At 59.7% G+C, this 15,219-nt stretch carries 17 protein-coding genes; 11 read left to right on the top strand and 6 right to left on the bottom strand.

The annotated features are described in order from the left end of the window. Positions 1 to 116 precede the first annotated feature (116 nt). The 7 genes from CH92_RS09125 (at position 117) to CH92_RS09095 (ending at position 4,326) form a co-directional block, all read left to right on the top strand. A complete protein-coding gene (locus CH92_RS09125; RefSeq protein WP_025241472.1) occupies positions 117 to 785 on the top strand; it encodes a Bax inhibitor-1/YccA family protein in 669 nt (222 codons plus the stop codon). A gap of 89 nt (positions 786 to 874) precedes the next feature. Continuing rightward, complete coding sequence (tusD, locus tag CH92_RS09120) at positions 875 to 1,267, top strand: sulfurtransferase complex subunit TusD (protein ID WP_025241471.1); 393 nt, start codon at positions 875 to 877, stop codon at positions 1,265 to 1,267. Further along, a complete protein-coding gene (gene tusC / locus CH92_RS09115; protein ID WP_025241470.1) occupies positions 1,267 to 1,626 on the top strand; it encodes a sulfurtransferase complex subunit TusC in 360 nt (119 codons plus the stop codon). The genes tusD and tusC overlap by 1 nt, the downstream gene beginning before the upstream one ends. Continuing rightward, positions 1,626 to 1,928, top strand: a complete 303-nt coding sequence (gene tusB / locus CH92_RS09110) for a sulfurtransferase complex subunit TusB (protein ID WP_025241469.1) — start codon at positions 1,626 to 1,628, stop codon at positions 1,926 to 1,928. Before tusC ends, tusB begins: the two co-directional genes overlap by 1 nt. Then, entirely contained in the window at positions 1,925 to 2,260 is a 336-nt protein-coding gene (locus tag CH92_RS09105) for a TusE/DsrC/DsvC family sulfur relay protein (protein WP_025241468.1), read from the top strand. Before tusB ends, CH92_RS09105 begins: the two co-directional genes overlap by 4 nt. Then, positions 2,257 to 3,240 carry a glycosyl transferase family protein gene (locus CH92_RS09100; protein ID WP_025241467.1) on the top strand — a complete coding sequence of 328 codons (984 nt, stop codon included), beginning with the start codon at positions 2,257 to 2,259 and terminating at the stop codon, positions 3,238 to 3,240. The genes CH92_RS09105 and CH92_RS09100 overlap by 4 nt, the downstream gene beginning before the upstream one ends. 87 nt (positions 3,241 to 3,327) lie before the next feature. Continuing rightward, positions 3,328 to 4,326, top strand: coding sequence for a glutathione S-transferase family protein (locus CH92_RS09095; protein ID WP_025241466.1), 999 nt, complete (start codon positions 3,328 to 3,330; stop codon positions 4,324 to 4,326). A gap of 61 nt (positions 4,327 to 4,387) precedes the next feature. Here CH92_RS09095 and cysG read toward each other — a convergent pair whose 3' ends face one another. The 6 genes from cysG to ftsK all read right to left on the bottom strand — a co-directional run bounded on the left by cysG (position 4,388) and on the right by ftsK (position 12,119). Then, positions 4,388 to 5,785, bottom strand: coding sequence for a siroheme synthase CysG (gene cysG / locus CH92_RS09090; protein WP_025241465.1), 1,398 nt, complete (start codon positions 5,783 to 5,785; stop codon positions 4,388 to 4,390). 162 nt (positions 5,786 to 5,947) lie between these two features. Next, complete coding sequence (serS, locus tag CH92_RS09085) at positions 5,948 to 7,228, bottom strand: serine--tRNA ligase (protein ID WP_025241464.1); 1,281 nt, start codon at positions 7,226 to 7,228, stop codon at positions 5,948 to 5,950. Positions 7,229 to 7,299: 71 nt separating this feature from the next. Next, positions 7,300 to 7,674, bottom strand: coding sequence for a fluoride efflux transporter CrcB (gene crcB / locus CH92_RS09080; RefSeq protein ID WP_025241463.1), 375 nt, complete (start codon positions 7,672 to 7,674; stop codon positions 7,300 to 7,302). Further along, positions 7,671 to 8,996: a replication-associated recombination protein A gene (locus CH92_RS09075; RefSeq protein WP_025241462.1), complete on the bottom strand. Its 1,326-nt coding sequence runs from the start codon at positions 8,994 to 8,996 to the stop codon at positions 7,671 to 7,673. The genes crcB and CH92_RS09075 overlap by 4 nt, the downstream gene beginning before the upstream one ends. Before the next feature lie 75 nt (positions 8,997 to 9,071). Further along, complete coding sequence (gene lolA, locus CH92_RS09070) at positions 9,072 to 9,698, bottom strand: outer membrane lipoprotein chaperone LolA (RefSeq protein WP_025241461.1); 627 nt, start codon at positions 9,696 to 9,698, stop codon at positions 9,072 to 9,074. A gap of 15 nt (positions 9,699 to 9,713) precedes the next feature. After that, on the bottom strand, positions 9,714 to 12,119 hold the full coding sequence (gene ftsK, locus CH92_RS09065) for a DNA translocase FtsK (RefSeq protein ID WP_025241460.1): 2,406 nt from the start codon (positions 12,117 to 12,119) through the stop codon (positions 9,714 to 9,716). A 214-nt stretch (positions 12,120 to 12,333) separates the two neighbouring features. Here ftsK and trxB point away from each other — a divergent pair, with 214 nt between their 5' ends. The 4 genes from trxB (at position 12,334) to infA (ending at position 15,088) form a co-directional block, all read left to right on the top strand. Next, positions 12,334 to 13,281, top strand: coding sequence for a thioredoxin-disulfide reductase (gene trxB, locus CH92_RS09060; RefSeq protein ID WP_025241459.1), 948 nt, complete (start codon positions 12,334 to 12,336; stop codon positions 13,279 to 13,281). Between the two features lie 48 nt (positions 13,282 to 13,329). After that, positions 13,330 to 14,010: a leucyl/phenylalanyl-tRNA--protein transferase gene (gene aat / locus CH92_RS09055; protein ID WP_025241458.1), complete on the top strand. Its 681-nt coding sequence runs from the start codon at positions 13,330 to 13,332 to the stop codon at positions 14,008 to 14,010. A 52-nt stretch (positions 14,011 to 14,062) separates the two neighbouring features. Beyond that, positions 14,063 to 14,770 (top strand): arginyltransferase, encoded by a 708-nt coding sequence (locus tag CH92_RS09050; protein WP_025241457.1) that lies wholly within the window; start codon positions 14,063 to 14,065, stop codon positions 14,768 to 14,770. Positions 14,771 to 14,869: 99 nt separating this feature from the next. Continuing rightward, positions 14,870 to 15,088, top strand: a complete 219-nt coding sequence (gene infA / locus CH92_RS09045; RefSeq protein WP_002553999.1) for a translation initiation factor IF-1 — start codon at positions 14,870 to 14,872, stop codon at positions 15,086 to 15,088. Positions 15,089 to 15,219: the final 131 nt, after the last annotated feature.

Raw genomic sequence — 15,219 nt, 5'->3', positions numbered from 1 at the left:
CGCAATAGTACCGGAACGAAACACACTGTCAAACTCTGTTGTTAGGATGAAACAAAAGCTCTGCTATGATCCGAAGCAATTCACCCCAGGCTGAATACATTTACAGGAGTGTCGCCATGCTTAGGCAACAATACGCATCTACGCATACGCAGGTTGAACAGAAGGAAGTCAGTCGCGTTCTGCGCAACACTTATGGCCTCCTCGCCATCACCTTGGCCTTCAGCGCTTTTGTCGCCTATATGGCGATGCAGGCCAACGCGGCCTACCCGAACATCTTCGTGGTGCTGGTCGGCTTCTACGGCTTGTTCTTCCTGACCGTCAAGCTCCGCAACTCCGCATGGGGCCTGGTCTCTACCTTCGCGCTGACCGGCTTCATGGGTTATACGCTCGGTCCGATTCTCAACATGTACCTGGGCACCGCCAATGGCGGTCAGCTGATCGCATCGGCGTTATCGATGACAGCCCTGGTATTCTTTGGCCTATCAGCGTTCGTGCTGATCACCCGCAAGGACATGAGCTTCCTCAGCGGCTTCATCACCGCAGGCTTCTTCGTCCTGCTGGGCGCGATGGTCGCTAGCTTCTTCTTCCAGATCAGTGGCCTGCAACTCGCAATCAGCGCAGGCTTCGTGCTGTTTTCCTCAGTCTGCATTCTCTTCCAGACCAGCGCGATCATCCACGGCGGCGAGCGCAACTACATTATGGCTACCATCGGCCTGTACGTTTCGCTGTACAACCTGTTCATCAGCCTGCTGCAGCTGATGGGCATCATGGGTGGCGACGACTGATAGCCAGCCAACCGATCAAGCCCGCTTCGGCGGGCTTTTTCGTTTCTGTGGCTGGCGTATCATGTCCTCCAGCAATTCAACGGTGCATCATGAAATTCGTTATCGCCCTGTTCTCCCCCGCCCACTCCCCCGCTTCGCGGCGCGCATTGCGCTTCGCGGAGGCCGTGCTGGCGGGTGGACACGAGATTGTTCGGCTGTTTCTTTACCAGGACGGCGTTCACAGCGCGTCAGCCAATCTGGTAACGGCTCAGGACGAGGAAGATATTGCGGCCCACTGGGCCCGCTTCGTCAGTACCCATAAACTCGATGGGGTGGTTTGCATCGCCGCCGGTTTACGCCGCGGCGTGCTGGATGAACAAGAAGCCAAGCGGTATCTACGCCCTGCGGCGAATCTCGCAGCTGGCTGGGAGCTGTCTGGCTTAGGGCAGCTCCATGAAGCCAGCCAGCATGCTGACCGCCTCGTCTGCTTCGGAGGCCATTGATGGCCCGTTCGATGCTGATCATTACCCGCCAATCGCCTTGGTCCGGCCTCACGGCTCGCGAGGCGTTGGACATCGTGCTGGCCGGTGGCGCCTTCGAGCTTCCGCTTGGGCTTCTTTTTCTCGATGACGGCGTGTTCCAGCTAGCCCCCGGGCAGCAGGCAACGCACCTTCAGCAGAAAGACTTGACGGCCAACTTGCAGGCGCTTCCGATGTTCGGTGTCGATTCGCTGTTCGTAGCCAAACGCAGCCTGGACGAGCGCGGCCTTGACGGGACCGCATTGTCGCTCCCGGTCGAGGTTCTCGACGATGCCGCGCTCGGTGCCCTTATCAACCGCTACGACCACGTGATCACCCTTTGATGAGCACCTTGCATCTGCTTTCCCACTCGCCCTTTGCCGACGGCCGCCTGGTCAGCTGTCTGCACCTTCTCGGAGCTGGCGACGCCCTGTTGCTGAGCGGCGACGCGGTCTATGCCTTGCAGGCAGCGACTGCCCAACGCCAGGCGCTGGAATTGTTGCCAGACGGCATCGCCTTGTTCGCGCTGAAGGAAGACATTGCCGCCCGAGGCCTCGTAAATCTGCCTGAGCGCTTGCAGCAGGTCGACTACCCGGCCTTCGTCGAGCTCTGCTGCCGGTACGCACGGACGAACGCCTGGTTATGAGCGCGTTGAACGTCAACGGCATGGGCATTGCTGTGGACCACGAGGGTTTCCTGGCCAATCTCGAGGACTGGAGCGAGCCCGTCGCCGAAGCACTGGCCGAGGCTGAAGGCCTCAGCCTTGAAACCGAACATTGGGAAATTCTGCACCTGCTGCGCGAGTTCTACCGAGAGTTTCAGCTGTCCCCAGCAACGCGCCCATTGATCAAGTACACCGCGCTGAAACTCGGTCCAGACAAAGGCAACAGCATGCACCTGAACCGTCTATTCAAAGGTACCCCCGCCAAGCTCGCCGCAAAACTGGCGGGATTGCCGAAACCGAGCAATTGCATATGAACCTCGTCACGCCTCCCGAACACCCCTTCGCCGTCTTCGTCCGGATCTTGGGCAAGGGCAAGCGCGGCGCCCGCGACCTCACTCGAGAAGAGGCGCGCGAAGCCATGGGCATGCTGCTCGACGGAAAGGTCGAGGATACTCAGCTCGGCGCTTTTCTGATGCTACTGCGGCACAAGGAAGAAAGCGCCGAAGAGCTTGCCGGCTTCACCGAGGCCGTGCGCGAGCGTTTGCACGCACCTGCAATCGAAGTGGATTTCGACTGGCCGACCTATGCCGGCAAGAAACGTCACCTGCCTTGGTACCTGCTCGCAGCCAAGTGCCTGGCGCGCAACGGTGTTCGCATCCTCATGCATGGTGGCGGTGCCCATACCGCTGGACGGATGTATAGCGAGCAGCTGCTCGACCTGCTTGAAATCACCCATTGCGATAACTGGAACAGTGTCAGTGCCACTCTGGACCGGGACAATCTCGCGTTCGCGCCGCTCGGTGCCTGGATGCCTGGGCTGCAACGGATGATCGACCAACGCAACATTCTCGGGCTGCGCTCGCCAATCCACTCGCTGGCGCGCATTCTCAATCCGCTCGGCGCCCGTTGCGGCCTGCAGAGTATTTTCCACCCCGGTTATCAGGCCAATCATCGTGAAGCCAGCCGTTTGCTCGGCGACACGGCCATCGTCATCAAGGGCGAAGGCGGCGAGATCGAGGTCAATCCGGACGGCGTTGCGCACCTGTACGGCACTCGAGCGAGCGAGTCTTGGGATGAGGACTGGCCGGCGCTTTCCCCACAACGTCATGTCAAGCCGGCGCAACTCGATCCGCAGCATTTACTCGCCGTCTGGCGGGGCGAGGCCGAAGATGCCTATGGCGAACTGGCGGTGGCGGCGACGATGGCTCTGGCCCTACGCGGGCTCGGTCAATCGCGCGAGGCCGCATTTATCCAGGCGCGACAGTACTGGGAACGACGCAATCTATCGGTCTGAGCGATGCCTTTAGACGGGGATTGTGATCCATCCATCGAACTATCCTCCCTAGACTGACCCCTAATCTGAAATATGAGGAGGCAGAACATGGGGCTCTTGGTCGATGGACAGTGGCAGGACCGCTGGTACGAAAACAGCCGTGACGGTGAATTCCAGCGAGAACAGGCGCAACGACGCGACTGGGTCACTGCGGATGGCTCACCAGGTCCGAAGGGTCAATCAGCAGTAAAGGCTGAAGCCGGGCGCTACCACCTCTACGTTTCGCTCGCCTGCCCCTGGGCCCATCGCACCCTGATCTATCGCAAACTCAAGCAGCTCGATCAGTTGATCGATGTGTTGGTCGTCAGTTGGTTAATGGCCGAGCACGGCTGGACTTTCGACAAACACACCGGGTCCTCCGGTGACGCGCTGGATGGCTTGCAATACTTGCATCAGCGCTACACCAGTGATGACAAAAACTACACCGGCCGAGTCACCGTACCGGTGCTCTGGGACCGCCAGCAGCAACGCATCGTCAATAATGAGTCCGCCGAGCTGATCCGCATTTTTAATAGTGCCTTCGACGAGTTGACCGGATCGACACTGGACCTCTGTCCAGAACCGCTGCGCGCCGAGATCGACATGCTCAACGAGCGGATTTATCCGCGCGTCAATAATGGGGTTTATCGCGCCGGATTCGCCTCCACGCAGAAAGCCTACGAAACCGCATTCGATGAGCTGTTCAACGAACTCGACTGGCTCGAGCAACGCCTCCGCGAACGGCGCTACCTGACCGGCGAATACCTGACCGAAGCGGACTGGCGCCTATTCACCACAATTGTTCGCTTTGACGCCGTCTACCACGGGCATTTCAAATGTAATCTGCGGCGGATCGAGGACTACCCGAACCTGTCGAACTGGCTGCGCGAACTGTATCAATGGCCCGGAATCGCCGAAACCGTCGATTTCGTTCACATCAAGAGCCACTACTACGCGAGCCACCGCCATATCAACGCCAACGGCATCATCCCCAAGGGCCCCCAGCTGGCACTGGACCGTGCGCATGATCGCGACCGGTTGCCAGGCAAGGGCATCTGGTCGCGCTGAGCACAGCGCGCAGCCGCAGCCGCAGCATCTGCTCTGGATTCGTGGCGCACGAGCGCCGCGTCTATTCGGATGCGGTGCCGGCCCCTTCAAACCAGGCGAGCTTTTCTCGAAGCTGCACCACCTCGCCGACGATGATTAGCGTCGGCGCTTGAACGCGCTCGCTTGCGACCCGAGCGGCCAGATTGCCAAGCGTGCCGGTAAACACACGCTGATGGCTGGTAGTGCCCTGCTGGATCAAAGCAACGGGCGTATCGGCAGCGCGCCCATGGACAATTAATTGCTCGCAGATCACCGGCAAACCAACCAAGCCCATGTAGAACACCAAGGTCTGGCTGGGCGCCACCAGTTCCGGCCAGGGCAGATCGCAGCTGCCGTCCTTCAAATGGCCAGTGACGAAACGCACTGACTGCGCATGGTCACGGTGGGTCAGGGGGATACCGGCGTAGGCGGCACAACCACTGGCGGCCGTGATACCGGGAACGACCTGGAACGGAATGCCGTGAGCCGCCAGCTCTTCGATCTCCTCCCCGCCACGACCGAAAATGAAGGGATCGCCGCCCTTCAGGCGCAACACTCGCTTGCCCTGCCGGGCCAGCGTCACCAGCAATTGGTTGATCTGCTCCTGGGGGACGGCGTGCTCCGCACGCTGTTTGCCGACGTAGATCCGATCGGCATCGCGGCGACACAAATCGAGGATGGCCGGCGCGACCAAGCGGTCATAGAGCACAACGTCGGCTTGCTGCATCAACCGCAGCGCACGAAATGTCAGTAGATCCGGGTCGCCAGGACCCGCGCCGACCAAATACACCTCGCCGAGGCTTTTGGGCGCTGCGCCGGAGAGCTTTTCCTCCAGCAGTCGCTCGGCCTCGTGCGGCTGTCCCGCCATTGCCCGCTCGGCAATGGTGCCTTGGAAGACTTCTTCCCAGAACACCCGCCGTTGCTGCACATTCGGCAATGCAGCCTTGACCTGACTGCGAAATTTTCTCGCCAGACCAGCCAACTGCCCGTACACGGCAGGCACCCAGGTCTCGATTCGCGCCCGCATCAGACGCGCCAGAACCGGGGCATCACCGCCGCTGGACACTGCGATCATCAGTGGAGAGCGATCGACGATCGCGGGAAAGATGACCGTACACAGATCGGGCGAATCCACCACATTGACCGGGATGCCGAGCGCTTTGGCATCGTGCGACACCTGTGCATTCAACGGCTCGTCATCGGTGGCGGCGATCGCAAGCACACAGCCGGCGAGGTCGTCGCGGATATAACCGCGTAGAAACGAATGACCACCGCTCCGCTCAACCAAGTCAGTCAACTGCGGTTCAATCTCGGGCGCCACGACACGCAGTACCGCACCGGCCTCGGATAACAGGCGCGCCTTGCGCAAGGCGATCTCGCCGCCACCGATGACCAGCACCGCGCGACCTTTGAGATTGTGAAACAGCGGCAGAAAATCCATCAGCGAGTCCTGGTAAAGAAAGTTGGGCCATCTCAGCCATTGCGCGGGAGACGGCCCTTGTCGGCAATCAAGAAATCAGGATAGTGCCGAGTACCAGCCTGTGGAGCGGCAAGACCGCGCCGATTTCCTGCTTCAAGCAGCGACGCGCGCCGCCGAAGCGCCTTAGCCGATGACCTCGATACCGCTCATGTAAGGCTTCAAGACATCGGGGACTTGAATGCTGCCGTCCGCCTGCTGATAGTTCTCCAGCACCGCGACCAGTGTGCGTCCTACCGCCAGACCCGAGCCATTGAGCGTATGCACCAACTCGGGCTTGCCGGTTTCAGGATTACGGAAGCGCGCCTGCATGCGCCGTGCCTGGAAATCGCCGCAGTTGGAGCAGGAGGAAATCTCACGGTACTTGTCCTGGCTAGGGACCCAGACCTCCAGGTCGTAGGTCTTGGTCGCACCGAAGCCCATGTCGCCGGTGCACAGCGCAAGCACGCGGTACGGCAGCCCCAAAAGCTGCAAGACCTTCTCCGCGTTGCCGGTAAGGCTTTCAAGCGCCTCGAACGATTGGCTCGGTTCGACGATCTGCACCATCTCGACTTTGTCGAATTGATGTTGGCGAATCATGCCCCGTGTATCGCGGCCAGATGCACCGGCTTCGCTGCGGAAACAGGGTGTATGCGCGACGAACTTCAACGGCAGCTGCTTGGCATCGAGAATCTCACCGGCGACGATGTTAGTCAGCGACACCTCCGCGGTCGGGATCAGATAGAGGTCAGCCTCGCTCTCACGGCTGATCTTGAATAGATCCTCCTCAAATTTCGGCAACTGGCCAGTGCCTTGCAGCGCGGGGGCCTGAACCAGATAGGGTGTATACGCCTCTTCATAACCGTGTTCGCGCGTGTGCAGATCGAGCATGAATTGCGCCAGTGCGCGATGCAGGCGAGCAATCGGCCCGCGCATCAGGGCAAAGCGAGCACCCGACAGCTTGGCGGCGGTTTCGAAGTCGAGCCAGCCATGCTGCTCGCCCAGGGCCACGTGATCCTTAACCTCGAACTCGAATGCCTTCGGCGTGCCCCAGCGGCGCACTTCGACGTTGTCGTCTTCGTCCTTGCCCACCGGGACCGACTCGTGGGGCAAGTTCGGCAGGCTCAGCATCAGTTGGTCCAACTCGACCTGAATACCCTCCAGCTCGACCTTGCCGGCGTCCAGTTCAGAGCCCATGCGGTCCACTTCCGCGAGCAATGGCGCGATGTCCTCGCCACGCTGCTTGGCCTGGCCAATAGACTTGGAGCGAGCGTTGCGCTCGGCTTGCAGTTGCTCGGTGCGGGTCTGCACGGTTTTGCGCTGTGCTTCCAGCGCCTCGATACGCGCCACGTCCAGCTGGTAGCCACGGGTGGCCAAGCGATTGGCGACGTCCTGCAGCTGCGTGCGTACCAGTTTCGAATCAAGCATGGTGGGTCTCGTCTGTGAAAGCTTTGAGGAAAGGCAAAGAGGAAGCGAAGTTTACGTGATCCAGCCCAGGTTCATAACCTGCCAAGCGTGAGCCCGGCCCAGGCCGCCAGCAGCCCGCCGAGTACGCTTATCCCGACATAGCCAAAGGTGGTTGCGAGCTGCCCACTCTCAAGCAGGCGCAGGCCATCAAGCGAGAAGCTGGAGAAGGTCGTCAGCGCTCCAAGAAAGCCGATGATGAGACCACCGCGCAGTTCGGGAGAGATTTCCGGTCGTGCCAGAAAGAACGCATACAGGTAACCAATCAGCAGGCAGCCAAGCAGGTTGACCCCCAGCGTCGCCAGATAGAAATGTCGAGGCCAGTTCGCCGACACCCAAGTCGCGACGCCGAAGCGGATCAGCGTCCCGAGCACGCCACCCGCCACCACGGCGAGCACCATCCGAATCATGTCTTCCTCCGTTGCCGCGGGCTTTCTCGATCAAGGCGTGCCAAATGCTCGAGCTTGTCGCGAATCTTGCTTTCCAGCCCTCGTGGTACCGGTTGATAGTACTGGCGTGGCGCCACCGCGTCCGGGAAATAATCCTCGCCGGCCGCATAGGCATCCGGCTCATCGTGGGCATAGCGATATTCGTTGCCGTAGCCCAGCTCTTTCATCAGTCGGGTCGGCGCATTGCGCAGGTGCAACGGGACTTCCTGCGACCCGCTCTCGCGCACGTCCCGCATCGCCGCATTGAAGGCACTGTAAACGGCGTTGCTCTTGGGCGCGCAGGCCAGATAGACGATGGCCTGCGCGACCGCCAGTTCGCCCTCGGGACTGCCGAGCCGCTCCTGAACATCCCAGGCCGATAAGCACAAGCTCAATGCCCGCGGATCAGCGTTACCAACCTCTTCACTGGCCATGCGCACCACGCGCCGGGCGATATACAGCGGATCGCAACCACCATCGATCATTCGGGCAAACCAGTACAACGAGGCGTCCGGATTCGATCCGCGAACGGACTTGTGCAGCGCCGATATCTGGTCGTAGAAGGCTTCGCCGCCCTTATCGAAACGTCGACGCGTGTCGCCCAACAAGTCTTGAAGCAGCTCGACGCTGATCTCGCCACCCTCTTCAGCCAGATCCGAGGCGTTCTCCAGGAGGTTCAGCAGCCGCCGACCGTCGCCATCAGCTGCCGCCATGAGAATTTGAAAACTCTCGTCCGGCAGGCTCAGGCGCAGGTCGCCCAGGCCTTTGGGTTCCGTTAGCGCGCGCGCAACCAGCCTGCGCAACGCAGCTTCGTCGAGGCTTTTGAGCACGTAGACCCGTGCACGGGACAACAGCGCATTGTTCAGCTCGAAGGAAGGGTTTTCGGTGGTCGCACCGATGAAAATCAGCGTGCCATCTTCGACGTAGGGCAGGAACGCGTCCTGCTGAGACTTGTTGAAGCGATGCACCTCGTCAACGAACAGAATGGTGCGCCGTCCATACTGGGCCGCCTGCTGCTTGGCAATTTCCACCGCCTGTCGAATCTCTTTGACGCCGGCCAACACCGCCGAGACGGTTTCAAAATGCGCGTCGGACACCTTGGCCAGCAGCCGCGCCAGGGTCGTCTTGCCGACACCCGGTGGTCCCCAGAACACCATTGAATGCAGCGCGCCCTGCTCCAGCGCCTCACGCAACGGCTTGCCGCGCGCCAGCAGATGCTCCTGCCCGACGTACTCGTCCAGGCTGGCGGCGCGCAAACGTGCAGCTAGCGGTTGAGCGACTGGTTCGCGGCTGAACAGGTCCATCGCGGACGGGAACCTCTTATGCGAACGGCCTGCAGGAACGCAGGCCGTATCGGTTAACGAACGTACCGACGCAGATCACTCGGAAATGACGTCGGTTCCCTCGGGAATCTCGAAGGTGAACTGGTCGGCCTTCAGCGGTTGGTTCAGCCTGACACCCTGAAACAGAATATTGGTGCGCTGACCGACACCGTCGACCATCTGCATGTCATTGATTACGTTGCCGCGAAATGACAAGCGCAGGGTGTCGAACAAGGTGTCCTTGGCCTTGGGCTTCAACGTGAAATCCACCACCTCGCCCGCTTCCTGATGCGAGACGTCGAAGTTTTCGCTGATGGCCGAGACGTCGCCCGAAAGCAACAGTGCCGGCGTATGGGTCAGGCGTTGATCAAGCGTCTGGATGGTTACCTGTTCGAGATCCGGATCGTACAGCCAGACTTTCTTGCCATTGGAAATCAACAACTGCTCCATCGGCTCATCGGTGTGCCAGCGGAACTGACCCGGCCGCTTAAGCGCCATCTCGCCGGACGTTTCCTGGAGCTGGGTACCGCTGCCGTCAAGCGACAGCTGGGAAAAACGTCCGGTCAGGGTTTCAGCCTTCTGCAGCAGACCGGTCAGGCGCTGCACGGAAGCGGCCTGGTCGGCCTGGGCCGGAACCAGTGTTAACAGCAGAGCGGATGCAAACAACGCACGAATCAACTGCATGGAGCCCTCGGCGATCTAGTCGCGGGTAGGAGGCGGCGCGAGCACTTCGCGCGAGCCGTTGGTATTCATTGAGGTCACTACGCCGGCCATTTCCATGGCTTCGATCATCCGCGCGGCGCGGTTGTAGCCGATCTTGAGCTTGCGCTGCACGGCGGATATCGATGCTCGGCGACTTTCGGTGACGAAGCGTACGGCCTCGTCGTAGAGCGGATCATCTTCACTGTCATCACCGCTGCCGCCCTCGCCTCCGCCACCATCGAAGCCGCTGCCGGAATCTTCCACGCCGACAAGAATCTCTTCGATGTAGTCAGGCGCACCACGAGCCTTCCAGGCCTCGACAACACGGTGCACCTCTTCATCGGAAACAAATGCACCGTGGACGCGAATCGGCAGACCGGTACCCGGAGGCAGGTAAAGCATGTCGCCGTGACCAAGTAATTGTTCGGCACCGCCCTGGTCGAGAATGGTGCGCGAGTCGATCTTGCTGGAAACCTGGAAGGCCATGCGAGTTGGAATGTTGGCCTTGATCAGGCCGGTAATGACGTCCACCGAGGGACGCTGGGTCGCGAGGATCAGGTGAATGCCAGCGGCGCGGGCCTTCTGCGCAATACGCGCAATCAGCTCTTCGACCTTCTTGCCGACGATCATCATCATATCGGCAAATTCGTCGACCACGACTACGATGGTGGGCAGCTTGTGTAACAGGGGCGCCTCGTCTTCCATGCTTTCGCGACGGTAGAGCGGATCGGTCAGCGGTGTACCCGCCTCCTCTGCATCCTTCACCTTGCGGTTGAAGCCCGCCAGGTTACGTACACCCATGGCCGCCATCAGTTTGTAGCGCCGCTCCATCTCGGCCACGCTCCAGCGCAGCGCGTTGGCGGCCTCCTTCATGTCGGTCACAACCGGGCATAGAAGATGCGGAATACCTTCGTAGATAGACAGTTCGAGCATCTTCGGGTCGATCATGATCAGCCGCGCGTCTTCCGGCGTTGACTTGAACAGGATCGACAGGATCATCGCGTTCACACCGACCGATTTACCCGAACCGGTCGTACCTGCAACCAGCAGGTGGGGCATTTTCGCCAGGTCGGCAATTACCGGCTTACCACCGATATCGTGGCCGAGTGCAATGGTGACTGGCGACTTGGCATCATCATAGGGAGCGGATGACAGCACTTCCGAGAACCGCACAATTTGACGGTCTTCGTTAGGGATCTCGATGCCGACAGTCGTCTTGCCGGGAATCACCTCGACCACACGGACGCTGATCACGGCCAGAGAGCGCGCCAGGTCCTTGGCAAGGTTTGATATGCGGCTGACCTTGACGCCAGCGGCCGGCTGGATCTCGAAGCGAGTGATGACCGGGCCTGGATGCACCGACTCGACTATGACTTCGACGCCGAACTCCTTCAGTTTAATCTCCAGCAGCCGCGACATGGCTTCCAGCGATTCGGGCGAGTACTGTTTTTGCTGCTTCTCAGCGACGTCCAGCAGCGACAGCGGCGGCACGCTGCCTTCGATCAGCGGGTCGACAAACAGGTTGGCCTGTTTTTCCTTTAATACTCGCTTGCTCTGTTCGACCGGCTTGGGTGGGGCGGGCGGCGGAATCATCAGCGCCGGACGCTTATCGCGTTCGGTCATATGCTTACTCAGCGACTCTTCTCGCTCGAGCAGGCGCTCCTTCACCTTGGCGCGCTCGCGGCGATCCGAAAGTGAGCCGGCCACCTCGTTGACCACGTCATCGACTTCGCGCAGCTGCGCCACAACCTGCTTGCGCTCGTTTCGTGCGGTCCACCATCGGGTGAAGAGACTTTGAATCAGCTCGATCAGGTCGAGCGTGATCTTGCCGGTCAGGTCCATTACCTTAAACCAGGACAGATCGGTAAACACCGTCAGACCGAACAGGAAGAAAGCCAGCAACAATAAGGTGCTGCCTTGAACGTTGAGCGCCGCCTCGGCGAGCTGCCCGAGACTTTCGCCCAATGCCCCGCCCGCCGACGCAGGCAGATTATTGGCGAACTGGAAATGGATATAAGCCAGCGCGGAGCCGGAAAGAATCAGGAATACGAGCCCGATCAACCGCCAGGAGAACAGCCAGCCGTTCCAGCTCCAGGGCTGGTGGCGCGCGCGAAACACTTGCCAGGTCTTGATCCCCAGCAGCAACGGAAACAGGAACGCAAAATAACCGAGCGCCATGAACAGCACATCGGCGAACCAGGCCCCGGCGCGGCCGGCGGCGTTCTGGACTTGCTGGACGTTACTGGTATGAGTCCATCCGGGGTCGGCCGGATCGTACGTGAGCAATGCCATCCAGAGGTATGCGCACAACGCGCCGAGCGCAATCAAAGCGCCCTCTTTAAGACGGTAATGCAATTGCTGTCGCCAGACGGAAGCCGGCGCGGTAGAGGAGGTATTCTTCAAAACGCTTTTTTTCCTGCGCCCGGGGCGCGCTCTATGAACCGTATTCAGCCAGGTAATTGGACATTGTACGGGTTTGTCGATTCGATGGCATGCCGGTTCCGCGCCGGCTTGGGCTTTTCGCGATGCTTCGGTGTAGCATAACCGCCAGTTTTTTCAGCGCGGCTCGACTGGAGCACGCTTCTCTATTAGCAACAAAGGCTTATGAGGGCTTTTTATGAATGAAGTCAAGCATTCACGTCTGATCATCCTCGGCTCGGGCCCGGCCGGTTATACCGCCGCGGTATACGCTGCCCGCGCCAACTTGAAGCCGGTCATGATTACCGGCATCCAACCCGGCGGCCAGCTCACAACCACCACCGAAGTGGATAACTGGCCCGGCGACGTCGAAGGCCTTACCGGCCCGGCACTGATGGAGCGGATGCAAAAACACGCGGAGCGCTTCGATACCGAAGTGATCTTCGACCACATCCATACCGCCGAACTGCAGCAGCGCCCCTTCGTCCTCAAAGGCGACAGCGCGACCTACAGCTGCGATGCGCTGATCATCGCTACAGGGGCTTCGGCCCAATATCTCGGCCTTCCTTCAGAGGAGGCATTTGCCGGACGCGGCGTATCAGCTTGCGCTACCTGCGATGGCTTCTTCTACCGCAACCAAGTGGTTGCGGTGATCGGAGGCGGCAACACGGCGGTCGAGGAAGCGCTCTATTTGTCCAACATCGCCAAGGAAGTGCATCTGATCCATCGTCGCGACAAGCTGCGCTCTGAGAAAATCTTGCAGGACAAGATTATGGAAAAAGCGACCAACGGCAATATTCGCCTGCATTGGAATCACACCTTGGAGGAAGTACTTGGTGATGCCAGCGGCGTCACTGGCGTGCGCTTGAAGAACACCCTATCGGGCGAAGAACAGAAGCTCGACCTGTCAGGAGTGTTCATTGCTATCGGCCATAAGCCCAACACCGATCTATTCGCAGGTCAGCTAGAAATGAAAGACGGCTACCTCAAGATCAAGGGCGGCAGCGAGGGCGACGCCACCTGCACGACCATTTCGGGCGTATTCGCAGCAGGCGACGTGGCCGATCATGTGTATCGTCAGGCGATTACGTCTGCCGGAGCAGGCTGCATGGCCGCACTCGATGCCGAAAAGTATCTGGATCAGTAACCCTCCTTCAGGGCGGACACCCATATCCGCCCTTCGTGACGTATCGATATGCTGACCTGGCTGCAGCGCGACGACCTGTCGTTTCCCCCGCTAGAAAAGGCCATGCGCGAACCCAACGGGCTACTCGCCGCAGGAGGCGACCTGTCGCCCGAGCGCTTGCTGGCAGCCTACCGGCATGGTTGCTTCCCCTGGTATCAGGACGGCCAACCGCTGCTCTGGTGGTCGCCTGACCCACGCACGGTTCTGTATCCCGAGGAGCTGCATGTCTCACGCAGCCTGAGGAAGAAATTGCGCCAGGGGAAATTTGACATCACCTTCGATCGAGCATTCCAGGACGTAATCGAAGGCTGCGCAGGCCCACGTAGATATGCCGATGGAACCTGGATCACAACACCGATGCAGGAAGCCTACCTAAAGCTGCATCACGTCGGCATCGCGCACTCGGTAGAAGTCTGGCAAGACGAACGGCTGGTCGGCGGCCTCTATGGTCTCGCCATGGGTCGACTATTCTTCGGCGAATCGATGTTCAGTCGCACAACCGATGCATCTAAGGCAGGATTCGTGGCACTAGTGGAACGTCTCCGAGACTGGAGATTCAAATTGATTGACTGCCAGATGCCGACTCAACACCTGGCCAGTTTCGGGGCGCGAACCATAGCCCGCCAAACCTTCGCCGAAACGCTCGCCAAATATCTGGACGAACCCAGTTCAGCCCGATGGGAGACCTAGTCCACGAAGCCAAGCTGACCTACACTGACTTCAAGATTTCCGAGAGCTGACCATGACTTCACTGGCTCGTCTCAAGTTCTATGCCACACAGCCTCATGCGTGCAGTTACCTGCCCGACGAACAGGCCACCACGCTATTCCTCGACCCTAGCCAGCCGATGGACGTACAGGTGTATGCAGAATTGTCCGAAATGGGTTTCCGTCGCAGCGGCGACCATCTCTATCGGCCGCACTGCCAACGTTGCACCGCCTGCATCCCCGCACGCATACCCGCCGAAGGGCTAGAGCTCAATCGTCAGCAGAGACGTATTCTCAAGCGCAACGCGGATCTGATCGTTACCGATGTTCGGCCTTCGTTCACTGAAGAGTATTACTCGCTCTATGCCAGCTATATCGAGCAGCGCCACGCTGACGGCGACATGTACCCACCGAGCCGAGATCAGTTCCATACCTTCCTTGTCCGCGACCTGCCCTTCTCCCGCTTCTACGAGTTCCGTCTGAATGGTCGCCTGCTCGCTCTGGCGGTGACCGATGTGCTGCCTAACGGCTTGTCTGCGGTCTACACCTTCTACGACCCCAGCGAGGAACGCCGGAGCCTTGGCCGTTTCGCCATTCTCTGGCAGGTCGGCGAAGCGGCACGACTCGGGCTGAAGGCGATTTATCTGGGCTACTGGATCAAGAACTGCCGCAAAATGAGTTACAAGACCGAATACCGCCCTATCGAACTGCTGGTTAACCAGCGCTGGATAACTCTGAGCTGAGGCCTTGGCTCTCGGAGCCCTTTCAGGCACAATACTTGCCGCTTTTACCCGGGCATTCTTCGCACCGGGTCAATCATTGAACACCGAGGGCTCTACTGAATGTCGAAAGAAGACAGCTTCGAAATGGAAGGTACTGTCGTCGACACCCTGCCCAACACCATGTTTCGTGTGGAGTTGGAAAATGGGCACGTCGTTACTGCGCACATCTCCGGAAAGATGCGCAAGAACTACATCCGGATTCTTACCGGCGACAAGGTTCGCGTAGAACTGACGCCGTACGACCTGAGCAAAGGTCGCATCACCTACCGCGCCCGCTAACAGGTCGCGAGAATGAATGCCCGGTATCGACCGGGCTTTTTGTTTCTACCGGATTACCGAATCCGGATCTGGCCGAACGCTTTGCATGCGCACCGCCGGCTAAAGCCGTTGCCATCGCAACGACGACCAAA

Origin of the sequence: Stutzerimonas stutzeri (assembly GCF_000590475.1) — a bacterium.
Lineage (GTDB): Bacteria > Pseudomonadota > Gammaproteobacteria > Pseudomonadales > Pseudomonadaceae > Stutzerimonas > Stutzerimonas stutzeri_D.
This window is presented reverse-complemented; position numbering and strand designations above follow the sequence as displayed.

Coding starts and splice junctions, on each gene's coding strand:
- CH92_RS09125 (WP_025241472.1), top strand. CDS start 117: ATGCTTAGGCAACAATACGCATCTACGCATACGCAGGTTGAACAGAAG.
- tusD (WP_025241471.1), top strand. CDS start 875: ATGAAATTCGTTATCGCCCTGTTCTCCCCCGCCCACTCCCCCGCTTCG.
- tusC (WP_025241470.1), top strand. CDS start 1,267: ATGGCCCGTTCGATGCTGATCATTACCCGCCAATCGCCTTGGTCCGGC.
- tusB (WP_025241469.1), top strand. CDS start 1,626: ATGAGCACCTTGCATCTGCTTTCCCACTCGCCCTTTGCCGACGGCCGC.
- CH92_RS09105 (WP_025241468.1), top strand. CDS start 1,925: ATGAGCGCGTTGAACGTCAACGGCATGGGCATTGCTGTGGACCACGAG.
- CH92_RS09100 (WP_025241467.1), top strand. CDS start 2,257: ATGAACCTCGTCACGCCTCCCGAACACCCCTTCGCCGTCTTCGTCCGG.
- CH92_RS09095 (WP_025241466.1), top strand. CDS start 3,328: ATGGGGCTCTTGGTCGATGGACAGTGGCAGGACCGCTGGTACGAAAAC.
- cysG (WP_025241465.1), bottom strand. CDS start 5,785: ATGGATTTTCTGCCGCTGTTTCACAATCTCAAAGGTCGCGCGGTGCTG.
- serS (WP_025241464.1), bottom strand. CDS start 7,228: ATGCTTGATTCGAAACTGGTACGCACGCAGCTGCAGGACGTCGCCAAT.
- crcB (WP_025241463.1), bottom strand. CDS start 7,674: ATGATTCGGATGGTGCTCGCCGTGGTGGCGGGTGGCGTGCTCGGGACG.
- CH92_RS09075 (WP_025241462.1), bottom strand. CDS start 8,996: ATGGACCTGTTCAGCCGCGAACCAGTCGCTCAACCGCTAGCTGCACGT.
- lolA (WP_025241461.1), bottom strand. CDS start 9,698: ATGCAGTTGATTCGTGCGTTGTTTGCATCCGCTCTGCTGTTAACACTG.
- trxB (WP_025241459.1), top strand. CDS start 12,334: ATGAATGAAGTCAAGCATTCACGTCTGATCATCCTCGGCTCGGGCCCG.
- aat (WP_025241458.1), top strand. CDS start 13,330: ATGCTGACCTGGCTGCAGCGCGACGACCTGTCGTTTCCCCCGCTAGAA.
- CH92_RS09050 (WP_025241457.1), top strand. CDS start 14,063: ATGACTTCACTGGCTCGTCTCAAGTTCTATGCCACACAGCCTCATGCG.
- infA (WP_002553999.1), top strand. CDS start 14,870: ATGTCGAAAGAAGACAGCTTCGAAATGGAAGGTACTGTCGTCGACACC.